The 20102-nt window shown below is 35.9% G+C and carries 18 protein-coding genes and 1 pseudogene; 5 read left to right on the plus strand and 14 right to left on the minus strand.

What is annotated here, in order from left to right:
• Positions 1–11 precede the first annotated feature (11 nt).
• Together AC1Q51_RS20730 and AC1Q51_RS20735 are read left to right on the plus strand one after the other, a co-directional pair.
• Positions 12–1235 (plus strand): class I SAM-dependent methyltransferase, encoded by a 1224-nt coding sequence (locus AC1Q51_RS20730; RefSeq protein WP_000435776.1) that lies wholly within the window; start codon positions 12–14, stop codon positions 1233–1235.
• Positions 1232–2155, plus strand: coding sequence for an NAD-dependent epimerase/dehydratase family protein (locus AC1Q51_RS20735; RefSeq protein WP_000758373.1), 924 nt, complete (start codon positions 1232–1234; stop codon positions 2153–2155). The genes AC1Q51_RS20730 and AC1Q51_RS20735 overlap by 4 nt, the downstream gene beginning before the upstream one ends.
• Here the strand turns inward: AC1Q51_RS20735 and AC1Q51_RS20740 are convergent.
• Both AC1Q51_RS20740 and AC1Q51_RS20745 read right to left on the minus strand, forming a co-directional pair.
• A complete protein-coding gene (locus tag AC1Q51_RS20740; protein WP_078400293.1) occupies positions 2124–2936 on the minus strand; it encodes a glycosyltransferase family 2 protein in 813 nt (270 codons plus the stop codon). The genes AC1Q51_RS20735 and AC1Q51_RS20740 overlap by 32 nt on opposite strands.
• 107 nt (positions 2937–3043) lie before the next feature.
• Positions 3044–3211 (minus strand): SH3 domain-containing protein, encoded by a 168-nt coding sequence (locus AC1Q51_RS20745; RefSeq protein WP_000875292.1) that lies wholly within the window; start codon positions 3209–3211, stop codon positions 3044–3046.
• Positions 3212–3416: 205 nt separating this feature from the next.
• On the opposite strand from AC1Q51_RS20745, the gene AC1Q51_RS20750 reads away from it, so the two are divergent.
• A complete protein-coding gene (locus AC1Q51_RS20750) occupies positions 3417–4301 on the plus strand; it encodes a DMT family transporter (RefSeq protein ID WP_000814761.1) in 885 nt (294 codons plus the stop codon).
• Positions 4302–4338: 37 nt separating this feature from the next.
• Here AC1Q51_RS20750 and AC1Q51_RS20755 read toward each other — a convergent pair whose 3' ends face one another.
• Positions 4339–4464, minus strand: a complete 126-nt coding sequence (locus AC1Q51_RS20755) for a hypothetical protein (protein WP_254904540.1) — start codon at positions 4462–4464, stop codon at positions 4339–4341.
• A gap of 19 nt (positions 4465–4483) precedes the next feature.
• Positions 4484–5305 (minus strand): pentapeptide repeat-containing protein, encoded by an 822-nt coding sequence (locus AC1Q51_RS20760; protein WP_492331689.1) that lies wholly within the window; start codon positions 5303–5305, stop codon positions 4484–4486.
• A 196-nt stretch (positions 5306–5501) separates the two neighbouring features.
• Here AC1Q51_RS20760 and AC1Q51_RS20765 point away from each other — a divergent pair, with 196 nt between their 5' ends.
• A complete protein-coding gene (locus AC1Q51_RS20765; RefSeq protein ID WP_001162788.1) occupies positions 5502–5675 on the plus strand; it encodes a DUF1272 domain-containing protein in 174 nt (57 codons plus the stop codon).
• Between the two features lie 46 nt (positions 5676–5721).
• On the opposite strand, the gene AC1Q51_RS20770 is transcribed toward AC1Q51_RS20765, so the two are convergent.
• The 8 genes and pseudogenes from AC1Q51_RS20770 to AC1Q51_RS20805 all read right to left on the minus strand — a co-directional run.
• Positions 5722–6789, minus strand: coding sequence for a lactonase family protein (locus tag AC1Q51_RS20770; protein WP_492331690.1), 1068 nt, complete (start codon positions 6787–6789; stop codon positions 5722–5724).
• Positions 6790–6909: 120 nt separating this feature from the next.
• Positions 6910–8451, minus strand: a complete 1542-nt coding sequence (gene gntK / locus AC1Q51_RS20775; protein ID WP_492331691.1) for a gluconokinase — start codon at positions 8449–8451, stop codon at positions 6910–6912.
• A 131-nt stretch (positions 8452–8582) separates the two neighbouring features.
• Entirely contained in the window at positions 8583–9908 is a 1326-nt protein-coding gene (gene gntP, locus AC1Q51_RS20780) for a gluconate permease GntP (RefSeq protein ID WP_492331692.1), read from the minus strand.
• 395 nt (positions 9909–10303) lie between these two features.
• Positions 10304–10972: a fructose-6-phosphate aldolase gene (gene fsa, locus AC1Q51_RS20785; protein ID WP_000667692.1), complete on the minus strand. Its 669-nt coding sequence runs from the start codon at positions 10970–10972 to the stop codon at positions 10304–10306.
• 109 nt (positions 10973–11081) lie between these two features.
• On the minus strand, positions 11082–11975 hold the full coding sequence (gnd, locus tag AC1Q51_RS20790) for a phosphogluconate dehydrogenase (NAD(+)-dependent, decarboxylating) (protein WP_001195925.1): 894 nt from the start codon (positions 11973–11975) through the stop codon (positions 11082–11084).
• Between the two features lie 112 nt (positions 11976–12087).
• The gene (gene tkt / locus AC1Q51_RS20795; RefSeq protein WP_071714596.1) at positions 12088–14082 is read right to left on the minus strand and encodes a transketolase; all 1995 of its coding nucleotides are present in this window, start codon (positions 14080–14082) and stop codon (positions 12088–12090) included.
• 39 nt (positions 14083–14121) lie between these two features.
• Complete coding sequence (zwf, locus tag AC1Q51_RS20800) at positions 14122–15606, minus strand: glucose-6-phosphate dehydrogenase (protein ID WP_090977524.1); 1485 nt, start codon at positions 15604–15606, stop codon at positions 14122–14124.
• Between the two features lie 365 nt (positions 15607–15971).
• A pseudogene (locus tag AC1Q51_RS20805) lies at positions 15972–16487 on the minus strand (glucose-6-phosphate dehydrogenase); the annotation flags it as partial.
• 363 nt (positions 16488–16850) lie between these two features.
• Between AC1Q51_RS20805 and AC1Q51_RS20810 the strand changes: the two are divergent.
• Complete coding sequence (locus tag AC1Q51_RS20810; RefSeq protein ID WP_090977522.1) at positions 16851–17846, plus strand: zinc-dependent alcohol dehydrogenase family protein; 996 nt, start codon at positions 16851–16853, stop codon at positions 17844–17846.
• 207 nt (positions 17847–18053) lie between these two features.
• On the opposite strand, the gene AC1Q51_RS20815 is transcribed toward AC1Q51_RS20810, so the two are convergent.
• Positions 18054–18653, minus strand: coding sequence for a nitroreductase family protein (locus AC1Q51_RS20815; protein WP_000158938.1), 600 nt, complete (start codon positions 18651–18653; stop codon positions 18054–18056).
• Between the two features lie 485 nt (positions 18654–19138).
• Entirely contained in the window at positions 19139–19654 is a 516-nt protein-coding gene (locus AC1Q51_RS20820; RefSeq protein ID WP_100910103.1) for a heme-degrading domain-containing protein, read from the minus strand.
• Positions 19655–20102 lie beyond the last annotated feature (448 nt).

Here is a 20102-nt window from a genome sequence, read left to right on the forward strand (position 1 = left end):
GGGGCTATAAAATGGAACAGAAAAAATGCCGTTTTTGCCACTCATTACTAACCAACACTTTTTTAGATTTGGGCGTTTCCCCTCTTGCTAATTCATTTGTAGCTCCTGAAAGCTCATATAAAATGGAACCTTTTTATCCGCTGCACACATTTGTTTGTAACTCTTGTTTACTCGTACAGCTAGATGAATTTGAATCTCCACAAAATATTTTTCATAACTATTTATACTTCAGCTCTTACTCCTCAAGTTGGCTACTACACGCTAAACAATATGTAGAAATGGCGATTAAGCGTTTCAACTTAACGAAACATTCAAAAGTGATTGAAATCGCAAGTAACGATGGGTACTTATTACAATACTTTAAAAAAGAAAATATCGAGACATTGGGAATTGAACCCGCGAAAAACGTAGCAGAAATTGCTATCAAAAAAGGAATTCCTACTCATGTGAATTTTTTCAGTAATGACTTAGCAAAAAAATTGCCACAAGCTGATTTAATCGTCGCAAATAACGTATTAGCACACGTTCCAAACTTGCATGATTTTGTTGCCGGTTTAAAAACGTTATTAAAACAAGATGGCACGATAACAATTGAATTCCCACACTTATTAAACCTCATATCCTTTAAACAGTTCGATACTATCTACCATGAGCACTTTTCCTACTTCTCACTTATAAGCCTTCAAAAAGTTTTAAGTTATCATCATTTACAAATTGTTGATGTAGAAGAACTTTCAACGCATGGTGGTTCCTTACGGATTTTTGTAAACCATCTAAGTGCCCAATCAACTATCCATTCCAATGTTACAAAATTAATTCAAAAAGAAGTCGACCACGGGTTAGATACTTTAGATTGCTATCTCCTTTTTTCTAAACGCATCGAACAATTGAAAATAAATATTTTAAAGTTTTTTATTGAAGCGAAAGCTTTAAACAAACAAATTATCGGTTACGGTGCTCCAGCTAAAGGAAACACCCTTTTGAATTATTGCGGGATAGGTAAAGAATTTCTAGCTTATACAGTAGATAAAAATCCTCACAAACAAAATCTCCTTTTACCAGGAACTCGTATTCCAATAAAATCTCCAGCAGAAATTAAACGTACAAAACCAGATTACATTCTTATACTTCCTTGGAATTTGAAAGACGAAATTATGAAAGAATGCTCTTTCATTCGTGAATGGGGCGGTAAATTTTTAGTGACGGTTCCAGAAATTGAGGTGATCGAGCCATGAAGAAAGTTGTTGTAACAGGTGGTAGTGGCTGGATAGGTAAATATGTTGTACATTCACTTATACAAAAGGGATATGAAGTGCACGCCACGTATAATAAAAATAAATCCTCTCACCTCCCTTGCCATTGGCATAAAGTAAACTTGCTTCGCGATGACGTAGTAAAACAATTCATTTCCGACGTTCAGCCTAGCCATCTCATTCACCTTGCTTGGGAAGCAGTGCCACCAGCATGCTATGTATCTATTAATAATTACTATTGGCTAAAGTCTAGTATTTCATTGATTCAATACTTCACAACATACGGCGGAAAGCGTGTTGTCGTTGCAGGTACTGGCGCAGAATATGAATGGTTTAACGGCGTATTATTTGAAGATTCGCCGCTTCTTTCTTATAAAACCCCGTATTCATTATGTAAAAACACACTGCACTCCTGGTTAGAAACGTATGCACAACAAACAGGCCTCAGCATGTGTTGGAGCCGCATTTTTCATATGTATGGACCTTACGAACAAGGTAATCGGCTCGTTTCTAACATTATCACTTCCTTATTAAAAAATGAGGAAGCACTATGTACACATGGAAAACAATCGAGAGATTTCCTCCATGTGAGTGACGTCGCTGACGCTCTCGTAACAATATTAGAACATGGCGTTACAGGCACCATCAATATCGCTTCAGGTCAATCTGTACAAATTAAAGAACTAGCTTCTATCATCGCTAAAAAAATAGGAAAAGAACATTTAATTAAACTAGACGCGATTCCTTTCTCTAAGGATGAACCTTTATTTGTCGGCGTTAGTGTAGAACGTTTAAAAACTGAAGTAAACTGGAAACCAACATACGATTTAAATACAGGAATAGAAGAAACAATTTTATGGTGGAAATCATTTATACAAAAACATAACGATATGCATCACTAAAACGTAAATCCTTTGTTCCTCTCGCTAATTCCTTATACCATTCTTCTAATCTTTCCGGCGTAATAATATGGTGCGTCCCCATTCCCCCATGCTTACTAGCTTCAGAAAGAGTCGGACCAATTTGTAACTTTCTCTTTCTCATCACATCGTTCCACGGACTAAATCCAAACCATAATATACAAGCAAGGGGCGGATAAATCATAGATTCATGCGCGGATAGATGTCTTCCAACCGTATAACTTCCATGTTCATGATTATGAATAAATCTACCTCTTCTCCATGACGGCCAATCTTCTGGTAAATAACCATGAAATCGCTGTTTCATTAAAGGTATTCCAAAGTTAAGGTCCGGATAGTTGTAGTTAGGATCATCAACCATAATAAGCCCGTCCAGCCAATACATCCTCCCTCCCAATTCATTTAGTGATTTCCAAAACTGATTTTTATCTTGCATGCAAAGAAACTCAGTCGTATTTAAAACCATTTTCCATCCTTGTACTTCTTGTTCTATCCTCATCACTTCATGATCTGTCGCATATGCATCAAACTTTGGATTTACAGAATCTCGCACTTCCCAATGCGGTGCGAATTTTTTACAAATCTCAACGGAACGATCTGTTGAACCTTTATTAATTAAAATACCATGATCAAACAGTTTCGTGTGATGCATAAGCCACCATGGTAGTAAATACTCTTCGTTATAAAAATGAGAAATAACGGTTCTAGTTATTACAATCTCCTCCTCTTTCTCTATTAATCTACTTTTTACTCTACAACCAATATACTCACAAACAAAAAATATGTGTCCTAATTATTAAACAAATAGTATTACTAATATTTTTGTAAGTTTTCCTTTGGTGTCCAGCCCTTCTCATCATCTGTTCCTTCTCACCAAACCCATCCTTTCCAGTTATACTTCTCTTCGTGATAAAACATCCAGTTTTCCCAGTCTTCTGGACCAACGTAACTCTCTATCATTTTCACTACACCCCTCTCTTCTAAGCGAATTGGATTAGGATAATTGCTAACATGTGATTTTATAACGATATATTTCATAAGAACCTCCAATAAACTGAAAATTAAGTTATAATATCATTATAAAATTATGAAGGAGGAATGCACTCATGTACTACAACACTTCATTCGAAAACGATCAACCTGTAGGCCGTCTATAAACTAAGACGGGCATTCATTTAGCACATACACTATGCCTCGTCTTAGGGAGCTCATATTACCCTAAAAATAGACGGAGGTATTTCAAATGAAACAAACAATTTTAGGAGCTATATACTTATCACTAGCAGCAAGTATATGGGGCGGTATGTATGTTGTTAGCAAATACGTACTCGATTTTATCCCACCACTAACACTCGTTTGGCTACGCTTTATTATCGCTTTTGTTGTTTTATATGGCATTTTGAAACTAGCTGAGAAAAAGCAAAAGAAAAAAGTAACCATTCGCAAAAAAGATTGGCTCCTATTTGCTTGGATTGGATTTATCGGCTATTTCATTTCGATCACATGCCAATTTATCGGAACAAAATTATCCGACGCTCATACAGGCTCGTTAGTTACATCAGCTACACCTGCATTTATGGTTATATTTGCAGCGCTCATTTTGAAAGAAAAACTAACTGCTCGTAGACTTTTATCTACTATAATAGCGACAATCGGTGTCATTATCGTAATCGGATGGGATATTGAAATCGGCTCCTATTTTATCGGAACAATCATTTTAGTTGGAGCCGCTATTACGTGGGCTTTACTATCTATTTATGTAAAAATCGCTTCAATCCAATTTTCATCCTTAGTTATTACAACGTACGCAATTTTCTTTTCACTCTTTTTTATTACACCTTTTATGATATGGGAGCTACAAGCGGCCTCTATCGGAACAGTAAATACGTACGTAATATTAGGCATATTATACTTAGGAATCGTCTCAACAGCAGGTGCCTTTTTCCTTTGGAATAAAGGATTAGAATTACTGGATGCAAGCATCGGCTCCTTATTTTTCTTCTTCCAACCTATCGTTGGATCGTTACTTGGTTGGTTGCTCTTAAATGAAACATTAAATAGTAACTTTTTTATTGGTGGTATTCTTATTATATGTAGCGTTTTAATTACTACTTTTGAAAAGAAATAAAAAGCAGGCAGAGATTCTTAGTCTCTGCCTGTTCGCATTATTGGATCTTGGTCGTGAAAACCAATACAAATCGGTATATATCATAATACTTCGCTTCTATTTGCTCTACTGCTAACGAAAAGACATCCTCTTGCATCTCTTCTAAATACTGAAATATCTCCACACTAAATACTCCTCACTCTTTACGCACTCCAATGCGATGGACGAGACAATAATTTCGGTAATTTCGTATGTTTGTCCCCTCTAGCAGCATTAACTTGAACTTGCGTCAGAAAAATACTATTAGTAAAATCAGCCCCGCGAATATCTGCATCTCGCAAATCTGCTCCGATGAGATCTGCTCCTCTTAAATTTGCTCCATTTAAGTTAGCCGCAATTAAGTAAGCACCCCTTAAATTTGCACCTTGTAAATTTTTCTTTTTCAAATTTGCTCCCATAAGATCTGCTCCGCGGTGAATGATTCGTTTCTTACGTGCAGTATTCATTTCCTTCCATACTAATTCGCTCGTTTCTAAAAGAAGAATGTTCACCTCTGCCCTATGCATTGGAACATTTATTTTCATTAACTCATCTGGATTTAAATTCGAAAGTCGCTCTGTCTCCTCAATTGCGTTCTCCAGCTCTTTATGAATTGGCTGTGTTGCCTTTAAAAGAATCGCCTCATTCAAATACCAAAGCATTTCATGAAGTTGATGCATAACTGGAAAAGCATCGTACATTTTTCTTGCATGCTTTGCATCTTTCCGCCAATCAATCCCTTTAAACGTACCCTGAGAAATCTTCTGTCCAGCACCGAAACACTCAAATACTGTACAACCTTTATAACCTTTTCCTCTAAGATTTTTATGTATACTACATTTAAAATCTGATTGTAAGTTGGAACATGGTTTACCACCATCTTTATTCACTGCAAAATCTACCGATGCTGCGAACGGTAATGCAACGCAACATAGACCGAAGCATGTTTCGCAGTTTGCTTTTAAATGATCGTTATGATTAGTCAAAATCTATACCCCCTGTTGTCTTTTGACTATTTCATAATATTCCAACTGTAATAAATAATCAATTTTAAAATAAACCAGCATCTTTCGTTTCAATTCATAACTTTATCATTCGATTTCCTTTCAATTGAAAAGGACTATTTCTATTTAATGAATTATAATTAAATTATAAATTTTCTAACTAAAAAGGAGACTTATTATGGCACTAGAAATGAAAACAAACTGTCAAATTTGCGATCAATCGCTCGAACAAGATTCTGAAGCATACATTTGTGTATATGAATGTACATTTTGCGCACCATGTACAGAAGAAAGACATAACGTTTGTCCAAACTGCGGCGGCGAATTAGTACGTAGACCGAAAAAGAAATAATAAAAAGCAAAGCGATATCGCTTTGCTTTTGTTTAGGCATCTGAAATTATATATTTAAAAACTTCACACAAACAGGCTCTGGCACAGCAACATCAGATTGTAAAAGTGTTAACTTACCTGTAGATTCATCTCTTGAAAATAACACAAGATTATGTGACTTTTCATTTGTAGCAACAAGGAACTTTTCAGTAGGATCTAATACAAAGTCTCTTGGCCAATTTCCTTCTGTAGATGTGTGTTCACCAAATGTAAGCTGACCTGAATTTTGATCTACGCTATAAACAGCGATACTATTATGACCACGATTACCTGCATATACAAAACGGCCGTCAGAAGAAATATGAATCGCACTTCCTTGATTATTTTCATCAAATTGTTCTGGAACAGTAGAAATATACTGTAATTCTGTAAAGGATCCTTCTGCAGGATTATATGTTAACACAATAATCTCTGAACTAAGCTCCGTCATCACATACGCATACTTTCCATTCGGATGAAAAGTAATATGTCTTGGACCACTTCCTGGATTTACAGATAAACGATTCACTTCTGTTAATGTACTATCTTTTACTTCATACGTAATTATTTTATCTATCCCTAAATCAACGCCCACTACATATTTTTCATCAGGAGTGTACCCCGCGTAATGTGCATGTGGTTTTTCTTGTCTTTCTTTATTCGGACCTGAACCTTCATGCGCCATAATAGATGAAGCAGGATTTACAGTTCCATCTTCTTCATTTATTTCAAAAGACTCAATCGTTCCTTTATGGTAATTCGCTGTAACTACTGTATGATTTCCAATATCAACACTAATATGACAAGGAGAAGCACCTTCTACTACTTGTCTATTTCTCGCTTTTAGTTCTCCAGTATGACTATCAATGGAATACGCAGCTACACCGCCAGATTCGCCTTCCTTAACAACAGAATAGAGATATTCATTATTTTGGTTAATCGTTACATATGTAGGGTTATCCAGCTTAGCGGCAAGTGTTACATTACTAATTTTTTTTGCTTCTGTGTCTAAAGTAAACTTATATATTCCTTCGCTTTTTTCTTTCGTGTAAGTTCCAACATATCCAATAAACTCTTTGTTATCCTTCATTTTCATAACCCTCTCTCCCTATATTTTACGTTCATCATGCTTCTTAAAATATTTTATGTTGAAAGAGTATCCAAAAAAATCGGAGTACTTCTTTATACGTTACCATATTTTCTTGGTAAATAGCTTTTAAACCCATTTTTTTTGATACGCTGCTATACTTTCATATTCTTCTTCCAATTGACGGGACAGACGAATATAGATTGGCGTTAAATCTTTATATTTTTCCACACTTTCCATGTTTGGCTCATGATGAAAATCTGCACCTACCATTTCAGAAACTACGGATAATGTATCTATTTCACCTAAACTATATAAACCGAGGATTGCAGCTCCTAAGCAAGAGCTTTCAAAACTTTCCGGAACATATACGTCTTGATGGAAAATATCCGCCATCATCTGTCTCCAAAGTTCCGACCTTGCAAAGCCGCCTGTCGCTTGAATTTTTTTCGGTTCGCCAATTAACTCTTTTAAAGCGAGAAGAACGGTATACAAGTTATAAATTACTCCTTCTAAAACAGCACGGATAAGATGTTCTTTCTTATGATGCAATCCGAGTCCAAAGAAAGATCCTCGTGCATTTGCATTCCATAAAGGAGCTCTTTCCCCTGCTAAATACGGGTGAAATAATAAACCGTCAGATCCAGGATTCACTTTTGCCGCTATTTCAGTAAGTACTTCATATGGATCTTTCCCTAAACGCTTTGCAAGTTCAATCTCTGAAGTGCCTAATTGGTCACGAGCCCATCTGAAAATCATACCGCCGTTATTTACTGGTCCACCGATTACCCAATGGTCTTCAGTTAACGCATAACAAAAAATTCTACCTTTCGGATCTGTTACAGGACGATCTGTTACAGCACGTATCGCACCGCTTGTACCAATGGTAACAGCCACAACGCCAGGATCTATTGCATTTACACCTAAATTAGATAGTACTCCATCACTCGCTCCTACTACAAAAGGCGTAGAAACAAGTACATTCATCTCTTTGGCAAGCTCTTCATCTAATCCTGTTAAACTGTGCGTTGTTGGAACAAGTTTAGAAAGCTTTTCATCTGTAATTCCCGCAACATGTAAAGCCTCTTCATCCCATTTTAAAGATTTTAAATTAAACATCCCTGTTGCTGACGCTATAGAATAATCAATTACATACTCTTTATATAACTTGTAAAAAACATATTCTTTAATAGAAATAAATTTATAACTTTTTGCAAACAATTCTGCCTGCTCATTCTGTAGCCAAACTAATTTCGAAAGCGGTGACATAGGATGAATTGGTGTGCCAGTACGAAGGTAAATTTCATGACCATTCATATCATTCTTTATTTTCTCCGCCCAGCTTGCACTTCTATTATCTGCCCAAGTAATACATCCCGTTAATGGATTCCCCTTTTCATCTACAGCAATGAGACTATGCATTGCCGAACTAAAAGAGACACAAAGAATATCACTTGGCTGTATACTACTTAATCGTACAGTTTCTTTAATCGTATTTATTACTGCACGAAAAATTTCTTCTGGGTCTTGTTCCGCTGTTTCAGGCGTAGGAGAATATAAAGGATATTCAATTCCATGACTAGCAATAACAGATCCATCAGTAGAAAATAGAACTGATTTTGTACTAGTTGTCCCAATGTCTACACCAATCATATATTTTGAGCTCACCATTTCTTCCTCCTAACAAAAAATCCCTATAGTATCCTAATAATATAAGAACCATAAAAATACATTTATTTTATCTATTCATAACGTTATGTGCTAAAGTTATCTCTCTACATTCATATAAAAATATCCTTATTTTAAACAAACATATCGAGTAGTAAAACTCCTCCAAAAGCGATAAATGAAAGTAACGTTTCTAATACTGTCCATGTTTTAAATGTTTCTTTCACTGTTAAACCTAGGTATTCTTTTACCATCCAAAAACCAGCATCGTTTACGTGTGAAAACATTAATGCTCCTGCACCTGTTGCAATAACGAGTAACTCTAAGTTCACACCTGTTGTATTTTCAACGATTGGCGAAACGATACCCGCTGCTGTTGTTAAAGCGACTGTCGCTGACCCTGTCGCAATTCGAATTAATCCTGCTACTATAAATGCTAATACAATTGGAGATAGTGCTAAATGCTCAGACATTTGAGCAATAGCATTCCCTACGCCACTATCGATAAGAATTTGCTTAAATCCCCCTCCAGCACCAATAATCGCAACAATTGAGCCGATTGGTAATAAGCTATCTTCTGTTACCTTCTTAATAGCCTTTTTATCGATACCTTGGCGAAATCCAAGAAAATAAAACGCCGCAAAACATGCAATCAATAGTGCAATGATAGGACTACCGATTAATGTGATAATCTTCATCAAAGTATTAGAAAGAGGCACATAAGGAGCTGCTGCAGCTAAAACCATTAACATAACAGGTAACAAAATAACTAAAAATGAAACTCCTATTCCTGGTAATTTCGTTGATTTTGTATTTACACGAATCAATTCTGGCTCATTTTCAGGAATTACACGTTTGTGAATCCATTTAGCGAATATAGGACCTGCAATAATCGCTGCAAAAAATGTAATAATGAGTGAATACAATAGTACCTTCCCAAGATTCGCTTTATAAATACCAATTGCAACGATTGCCCCTGGATGTGGAGGAACAAGGCCGTGTACGACAGATAGCCCAGCAATTGCTGGTAACGCTATCAATAAAATATTTTGTTTCGTAGTTTTATGAATTGAAATTACTAACGGCAGTAATATTAAAATACCTACTTCAAAAAACACCGGAATTCCAATAATAAAACCTGCAATTAACATAGCCCATGGTAAGTTTTTTATCCCAAAGGATTTAATAAAGAACTCTGCCACTTGCATTCCAGCACCTGACTCTGCCATCATTTTCCCTAAAATTGTACCTAATACTAAAATACCTACTAAATGCCCTAGAACACTTCCCACTCCTATTTCATAAGCACTCACTATTTTATCCATTGGCATTCCAGACATAATTGCTAAAAACAAACTTGCAACCGTTAAACTAATAAACGCATGCCATCTCCACCACGACACCCCTAAAATAACAATTACGATTGATAATAATGTAATCATTAAAAGGTACATATTCATACTCAATCCCCCTTTATGTAAACCCTTTCATAATTACTATATAATTAAAAGAACCTATATAGTTCTTACGTGAGTAAAAGATACCTTTACATATTGCTATACACTTAAAAGCATCTTCACATCATAATGATTTATATAAAAAGAATCTCCCTTATTAGAGATACACTATAACTCATCTCTCTAATAAGGGGATTTCTCTTTAATAATTATAATGTTATTGTGATAAATGCTTCGCGCGATCAATTTTTCCTTTTTTAAAAGTGAATGACACTTTCTTCTCTGCTGTTTTCACGTAGTAAGACTACAAACTCAGGATCCAGTTTAAACGATGAAGTTACTTAGGATTTGTCCTCTCATGAAAAGCAATTTTCGGAAAGCACCTTCACTTTCATGCATTATAATTTAGGAGCTTTCGCCCAATCCGCAGCAAACTTCTCAATACCTTGGTCTGTTAATGGGTGCATAGCAAGTTGTTCAATTACTTTATAAGGAATTGTTGCAATATGAGCACCTGCCATCGCTACACGAGTTACATGATCTGGATGTCTGACAGAAGCCGCAATAATTTGTGTATCTAATTGATGAACATCGAATAATTCAGCAATTTTAGCAACTAATAATACACCATCTTCAGAAATATCATCTAAGCGTCCTAAAAATGGAGAAACGTACGTTGCACCCGCTCGAGCAGCTAAAAGTGCTTGGTTCACAGTGAAAATAAGTGTAACGTTCGTTTTCACACCTTTTTCAGTAAGATAGCGACAAGCTTCTAATCCTGCTAGCGTCATTGGAAGTTTTATCGTGACGTTTTTATCGCCACCGTTAATTTTAATTAATTCTTCTGCTTGAGCAATCATTTCTTCAGCTGTAACAGCATCTGGAGTTACTTCTGCCGAAACAGACTCAACTTTAGGTACTGCCTGACAAATTTCTGCGATACGGTCTTCAAACTTAACGCCCTCTTTTGCTACTAAAGAAGGATTCGTTGTAACACCAGCTAAAACTCCAAGTTTATATGCTTTTTTTATGTCCTCAAGATTTGCAGTATCAATAAAAAATTTCATGATCAATTCCCTCCAGTTTTTAAACGTTGATGAGTTACATGTTTAATATGCTTATCCCGTAAAAGCCCGATTGGTATGGAATAAAGCCCCTATTTATTAAAGTTTCACTTTATTTCTTTTCTACTGCATGTCCGCCAAATTCATTGCGCAGAGCTGCTACAACTTTTCCTGTAAATGTATCATTGTCTAATGAGCGGTAGCGCATTAATAGAGACATTGCGATAACAGGAGTTGCTGTTTGAAGGTCTAATGCTGTTTCTACTGTCCATTTTCCTTCACCAGAAGAATGCATAACACCCTTAATTTCATCCAGTTTTGCATCTTTAGAAAATGCATTTTCTGTTAATTCCATTAACCAAGAACGAATTACTGAACCGTTGTTCCATACTCTTGATACTTTTTCATAATCGTAGTCAAATTCACTTTTCTCTAGAATCTCAAATCCTTCACCAATAGCAGCCATCATACCGTATTCAATTCCGTTATGAACCATTTTTAAGAAGTGACCACTACCAGCTTTTCCAGCATATAAGAATCCATTTTCTACAGCAGTATCGCGGAAGATAGGTTCAACGATGTCCCAAGCTTCTTGATCTCCTCCGATCATGTAACAAGCACCATTACGAGCGCCTTCCATTCCGCCAGAAGTTCCTGCATCCATAAAGTGAATGCCATCTTTCTTTAATTGCTCATATCGGCGGATAGACTCTTTATAATGTGAATTACCAGCTTCAATTAAAATATCTCCTTTTGATAAAAGTGGTGTAACCTCATCAATAACAGAATCAACAACAGCGTGTGGTACCATTACCCAAAGAATTCTTGGTGATTGTAATGACTGAACAAGTTCACTTAAACTAGATGTACCCGTTGCCCCGTACTCTTTCATTTCTTCTACTGCGCTCGTATTTAAATCAAATGCTACTACTTCATGTTTATGATCCATTAAATTTTTCCCTAAATTTAATCCCATTTTACCTAACCCAATTAATCCTACTTGCATAATATAATTCCTCCTCAAATCATCTTTTATTAAAAATCCATATCACTACAATCTGGAATACCTTTCAGCACTGAAATGTTAGTATGTACAGAAAGGTATTCACAGTCATAGCTTAAGAATTCAACACATTTTTTGTAATTTGAACAACATTTTCTGTCGTAAATCCAAATAGATTCATGACTTCAGCTCCAGTTCCTGAAGCTCCAAATGTTTCAATTGATAGTACTTTTCCTTCTTGTCCTACATAACGTTCCCAACCTAGAGATACACCCATTTCAAGAGATACTCGTTTCGTTATAGAAGACGGAAGAACGGATTCTTTATATTCGTTCGATTGGCGATCGAATAACTCCCAGCTCGGCATTGCAACGATGCGAACAGAAACTTGATCTTCTTCTAATTTTGCTTTCGCACTAGCAGCTAAGGATACTTCAGAACCTGTCGCAATTAAAATTACATCCGGATTTTCATTTGTTTGTGTTAATACGTAAGCTCCTTTAGAGAGATTCTCTATGTTCGCTTTCGTTTCATTAAACACCGGTAAATTTTGACGGCTCAGTACTAAAACGACTGGACCATCCGTTTGCTGTAAAGCATACGCCCAAGCACTTGCTGTTTCATTTGCATCTGACGGACGGATAACTGTTAGACCAGGAATTGCTCGAAGCGCTGCCAATTGTTCAATTGGTTCATGCGTTGGACCATCTTCTCCTACAGCAATCGAATCATGTGTAAATACGTAAGTAACAGGTAACTTTTGCAGTGCAGCCAGTCGAATCGATGGACGAAGGTAATCATTAAATACAAAGAATGTACTTACGAAAGGTTTTACTCCTCCATGGAGAGCCAGTCCATTCGCTGCCGCGCCCATTGCATGTTCACGTACACCGAAGTATATATTTCGTCCAGCATACGATTCTACCGCGTACACAGCTTCACCTTTTATATCTGTCATAGTGGAATGAGAAAGATCTGCACTTCCACCGAAAATAGAAGGAATCGATTTCACATAATGATTAATAGCTTCCCCACTTGCAACACGAGTGGAAATCGTTTTTTCAGTATCAAAAGATAGAATGTCTTTCGCTTCAATTAAAACCTCACCTGTAATCGCTTTTTCTAATTCATCTGCTAGTGCAGGGTTCGACTCTCTGTATGAGTTGAATTGCTCATTCCAGTCATTTTCTTTTTCAATACCTTTTTGTTTCAGTTCATTAAAATGAGCTTTTACTTCTTCAGGTACAAAGAAATCTTCCTCATAATCCCAACCATACACTTGTTTTGTCGCTGTTGCCTCTTCTACGCCAAGCGGATTACCATGTGCTTTGTTCGTTCCAGCAACTTTTGGACTTCCATAACCTATAATAGTTCTAATTTCTATAAGAGTAGGTTGATCCGTATTTTCTTTCGCTGATTGAATAGCTTTTGTAATAGCATCGACATCGTTTCCATCTTCAACTCTTACATATTGCCAATGTACAGATTCTGCCCTTTTCTGAATATCTTCAGAGAAAGCAATGCCTAATTCACCATCAAGTGAAATTTCATTTGAATCATACAGTACAATTAACTTGCCAAGTTTCATATGTCCTGCCATTGACATCGCTTCATAAGCGACACCCTCCATTAAGTCACCATCTCCGACTAAAGCGTACGTATTGTGATTTATAATAGAGTGACTATCCTTATTGAACTTCGCCGCTAAATGCGCTTCTGCCATTGCCATTCCGACAGCATTGGCAATCCCTTGTCCTAACGGGCCTGTCGTTGCTTCGACTCCAGAAGTATGACCAAACTCAGGATGTCCTGGTGTTTTACTATTTAACTTTCTGAAGTTTTTCAAGTCATCAATTGAAACATCATATCCAGCTAAATGAAGCAGGCTATATAACAGACTAGATCCATGTCCCGCCGATAAAACGAAACGATCACGGTTAAACCATTCTGGGTGATTAGGATTGTAATTTAAATGATTCGCCCATAATGCATAAGCCATTGGCGCTGCTCCCATCGGAAGACCTGGATGACCTGAGTTTGCCGCATTAATAGCATCAATCGATAACGTACGAAGTGTATTCACTGCTAATTGATTTATGTTTTGTGTCATAGTAATCGTCCCCCTAAATGCTTTCATTAAAGAAAGTACTTATTTTTCCGTCTCTTGATCTAACCACCATTTAAATCCACTTTCTTGTAACAGTTCATTAGACGCTTCTGGACCATATGAACCAGACTCATATTCATGAAGCGGTAATAAGTTTTCCTCGAACGCTTCAAGAATTGGTTGTACCCATTCCCATGACAATTCAACTTCTCTCCAATGTGCAAAGAATGTAGCGTCTCCACTCACAGCATCATGAATGAGTCTTTCATACGCTTCAGGTACTCCCACATCCGCTTGCTCACAAGTAAAGTTAATACGCATCGGTTCAATTTCTCCATTTTTCAATGGATTTTTACTGTTTAACTGTAATGAAACGTTCTCACCTGGGCTAATTTCAATTATTAATAAGTTAGGTGCTGCATTTGGATTATTATCTTGATATTGCTGTTTTAACGTATTTTTAAACTCGATTACAATACGAGTAGACTTTTCTTTCATTCGTTTTCCTGTTCGTATATAAAATGGAACGCCAGTCCAAAACGGATTATCGATCCACAAGCGAGCAGCAACAAATGTGTCTATGTTAGAAGAAGGATTTACTCCTGGTTCCTCTTTATATGCTACAACTTGCCCGCCTTTTATCTCTCCTGAAGCGTATTGACCGCGAACGATATGGTTTTGAACGTCTTCTTTTTTCACTTTACGAAGCGTCTCCATTACTTTTCGTTTTTCCTCTCGAATTTCACACGCATTAACCTTTTCCGGCAGATTCATAGCAGTCATCATTAATATTTGTAACATATGATTTTGAACCATATCTCGAATGGCTCCTGCGTGATCATAATATCCAGCTCTTTCTTCAACCCCAACCGTTTCACTAGCTGTAATTTGTACATTCGCTATATGTTCTTTATTCCAAATCGACTGGAGAACAGGATTTGCAAATTCTAGCGCTTCAAGATTTTGAATCATCGGTTTACCTAAATAATGATCGATACGGTATATCTCGTCTTCTTCAAACGTGCGACTAAGCTTATCATTAAGCTCACGAGCAGATGTAAGGTCGTGCCCAAACGGTTTCTCAATCATCAGGCGTTTCCATCCATCCGTTTTATCAAGTCCGCTTTCCTTAATATTTAAAGCAATCGTCTCGAAAAATTCAGGAGCAACTGAAAGATAGAACATTCTATTTCCTTTTATATGTAGTTCTTCTTCCCTTTCACGAACGACTTGTAATAATCTCTCATAATCTTCCGGCTTACTCACATCTAATGGACAATAGCGAAAATTATCTAAAAAACCTTCGAGTTCCGGAGTACCTTCTTCCCTCTGACGGGAAAACGTCTCTATTGATTCTTTTATTCTTTCTTGAAAATCTTCATGAGATACTTGACGTCTTCCAAGCCCGATAACAGATATTTGCTTTGGAAGCTTTTGATCTCTATATAAGTTATATAGCGCGGGGTAAATTTTGCGTTTCGCTAAGTCCCCTGTCGCTCCAAATAAAACAAAGGTCATTGATTCCAAGTTCAGTCCCCCTCTTGTTGTATAATCCTCGTCAATATACTAAAAATGAATTGTACAGAAGCTCATACTCTTATACTTCCTGTTTTTATAAAAAACAAAGAGTTATCTAATTCCAATTCTTTTTATACCTTTCGCTCTCTCATTGTCCCCAATATTAATAGTGGCAATTCAAAGCATTTCTACTGCAACTTACTTATTTATAGAACTTAACGAAATATTTTATATCTAATTACTTTTAGTAATTAAGTAATCCTATGTCTAGTATATTAACCACATAAATTATTATCGTCAATAAAAATGTCTTGAATTAAATACTATTTATTTTGTAATACTTTTCTAAGTGTATTCCTAGTTACCATTCATTTTCAAAGATAATGATTGATATAATAAATATCAGTTTCATCAAAATCTTCAATTAATTTTCGGTTAAACTCGCGAGCAGACGTTACATTATAATCAAAAGGCTTCTCTATAATAAGACGGTTTAATCCTTTTGTAGTCCACAATCCACTCTCTTTAATATTTAAAGCAATCACATCAAATACTTCTGGTACAACAGATAGATAAAACATACGGTTTTCAGAAATATTTAATTCTGTTTCACGCTTTTTTACAAGGCTCAGTAAATCTTGATAGCCCACTATATTCGCTGTATCTAATTGACAATAACGAAATGTGCTAATAAATTCTTCTACTCCTGATTCGTCATCAGAAGATATTCTAGAAAATGTAGCAAGGGATTGTTCCACCTTTGTTTGAAATTCCACATCTGACATTGCCCTTCTGCCAATACCGATAATCGAAATAGATTGTGGTATATTTTGATTACTAAATAGTTTATATAAAGCAGGGTAAATTTTGCGTTTCGCTAAATCCCCTGTCGCTCCGAATAAAGTGAAACTTTAATCAGTGGAGGTTTTGTTCATCCCCACTGATTATTAGCCTTCACCAATCGGGCTTTTACGAGCAGCCCAACTCCCACCTAACTTCTTTGCTTTCGCTGAATTTTGAGGCGGGGGTCTTACTGCCCGGCAAATAGCGGGATAAACATAATGAATAAATCATGCTGCAAAAATAACATCTACCCTTTCTTCATAAAGCTTTACAATTGCTTTCGCAAGTACGTTACATTATTTCACGTACTTTCCCCTTCTCTATATAAAATTCTCACTAACAAAATTCAAAATATTATACTTATTTTTCGTACTTTGCTATGCTATAACCACAAACAGGAGGTATAAACTATGAAAGCACAAATTATCCATTCTTTTGGGGATTCATCTGTATTTCAATTAGAAGAAGTTTCAAAACCAAAACTTTTACCAGGTCATGTTCTAATCGATGTAAAAGCAACAAGTGTAAATCCAATCGATACAAAAATGCGTAGTGGTGCCGTTTCAGCCGTCGCTCCTGAGTTTCCAGCTATATTACACGGCGATGTAGCTGGTATTGTTATTGAAGTAGGAGAAGGTGTTTCGAAATTCAAATCAGGGGATAAAGTATACGGATGTGCCGGAGGTTTTAAAGAAACTGGAGGTGCACTTGCAGAATTTATGCTTGCTGATGCACGATTAATTGCTCACAAACCTAACAATTTAACAATGGAAGAAGCTGCTGCTCTACCATTAGTTGCAATTACAGCTTGGGAATCTTTATTTGATCGTGCAAATATTAAACCTGGTCAAAATGTGCTCATTCATGGAGCTACTGGTGGCGTAGGACACGTAGCCATTCAACTAGCTAAATGGGCAGGCGCTAAAGTTTTCACAACAGCTTCTCAGCAAAACAAAATGGAAATAGCCCATCGTTTAGGAGCCGATATAGCTATTAATTATAAAGAAGAATCTGTTCAAGAATATGTACAAAAACATACGAATGGAAACGGATTTGAAGTTATATTTGATACAGTAGGCGGCAAGAATCTTGATCATTCTTTTGAAGCTGCTGCGGTCAATGGAATCGTCGTAACAATCGCCGCTCGTTCAACCCATGACCTCTCTCCTTTACACGCAAAAGGACTCTCTCTGCACGTTACTTTTATGGCGTTAAAAATATTACATACAGATAAACGTAATGATTGCGGAGAAATCTTAACGAAAATAACGCAAATTGTAGAAGAAGGAAAACTTCGTCCATTGCTAGATTCTAAATCTTTTACGTTTGATGAAGTTGCACAAGCACATGATCATTTGGAGTCGAATAAAGCAATAGGAAAAATAGTGTTGAAAAACGTTTGGTAACAATAACCCGATAATATAAATAATGATTCATGCTGTTAGCTTAATGCGTAGATTAATTGTACAAATGTCAAACAAGGCAATCAAAAATGATCGCCTTGTTCTTTTTTTATATAATAGTATTTTTCCGATTTCATCAATAGCATGGCCCTTTCCCGAAAAAGAGCGAATAACTCTACTATAGCTAGACCGTATTATTACATTCGAATATTACTTATGAAATTTCACACGCTCTTCAAGTGGTTGGAATTCTTTTTCACCTGGTGCAGCTGTTGGATTACCAAATGGCATTTGTGCAATTAGTTTCCAATTAGCAGGGACATTCCATTCTTGTTTTACCTCATCGTCAATTAATGGATTATAATGTTGTAATGATGCCCCTAATCCCTCTGCTTCTAAACCTGTCCACACGACTAATTGGTGCATACCTGATGCTTGGTGTGACCAAATTGGGAAGTTTTCAGCATATGCAGCAAACTTTTCTTGAAGCGATTTAACGATAGCCTCATCTTCAAAGAATAATACTGTTCCATAACCAGCTTTAAAAGAATCCATTTTTTGTTGCGTTCCTGAAAAGTCTCCATCTCCAACTACTTTTCTTAATGTTTCAGTGGTAATATCCCATAATTTATCATGAGCTTCACCAAATAATACAACTAATCGTGCAGTTTGAGAATTGAAAGCGGATGGAGTATATTTCACAGCAAACTCCACGATTTCTTTAATTTTTTCATCCGATACTTGTACCTCTTTATTAATCCCATAGTAAGTACGTCTTTCTTTCAGTGCAGTATAGAAATCTTTTGTCATAATTCCGTTCCTCCTAAGTTTTAATATTCTTCAAAATGATACATCTCGAAGATAGTATGCGTTTAAATGCGTTCATTTTTGAATCATTGAACTTCCTAGCACCCATTGCCAGTCATTCTAAATCTAAACACACTGCTTCCTTCAGTTTTCCTAAAAAAAGCCTTATAACATCATTCATAAAATCTAATCATCATTCGGTACTATTTTACCCATTCTCTATTCATGTATCCTGCTTGTTTCATATTTACACAAATATGAAATGTAGCTACTTTAATCACCAAATTTCACATTAATTTAGAGCATCTTCAATTACAGCAATTTCGCTCACTCGAACAAAACGATGCAATTTAAAGAACATTGCAAAATTAAGTACTACCTGTAAAAGAACCCTCTTAGCCGACTATAAGAAAAAAATAATAAAAAGCCAAAAACGAACAATAATATGTTCATTCTTGGCTTTTACTTAACCATCACATTTATTTTTACTATTGCTTCAAATGATTTTTAACTGCCCTTATTACCAATTCGTGATCTTCTTCTGGTGGTAATCCTGAAACTGTTATCATTCCAATAACCCCTACGTTTTTTATTCTGATAGGAAAACATCCACCAAACGCAGCGTATTCTGAAGTATCTAAAAGATATTTTTCATTATAGGAGACCCCAGTTATTTCACTTTGTATCTGCATATAATACGAGCTACGATCATGCAGGGAAACGACTCGTTTTTTACGCTCAATCCATTTCGTATTTTCCTCATTTGTTCCTGTCATCTTGAAATGAAATAATTGCACACCATTTTTCGTTATATCAACAGCAATCAATTTCCCCTCTCGCTTTGCTGTTTCAACGATAAATAAACCTAGTTGCAAGGCATCTTCATTTGTAAAAGAGGAAAATTGAAGTGTTTCCTCCTCTTTTAAAATTTGTTTACTTATTTCATTCAAATTTGAAGTACTCATATCTTTAACCTCCATAATTATTTTATGCCACACCGACATTTTTTCGAAATTATTAGGCCATATAGTACAACCTTTCAATCAATCTGATTCTAAATAAACTACTGTAACATCTTTGGTAACTAGTAGTACCGTAAAGCTTGTTTTCTTCTTACTGGTGCTATTATGAATGACATTCAAAGTTATAAAAAGTACTATTCTACTTATCCCTATCTTACAGAGACTATTATGAAATATATTTAACATCTTAAAAATGTATGTACTAAAGAATAATATTTTTAATCACTAACTTTTTTGATCAATCGTTATAATCCAATTTCATCAAAATTTTTATCAATTATTACACTATCCAACAATAGGAGGAAACAAAGATGGATGAAAATATATCCAAAAGCTGAAAAGCAGTTGAGTCCCTTGAGAGAATAGTTATAATTCACTACATATAGAAATAGACATACAAAAACGCCATCCTTTCCTATAATTCTAAAGA

This window comes from Bacillus sp. MT94 (genome assembly GCF_058792475.1).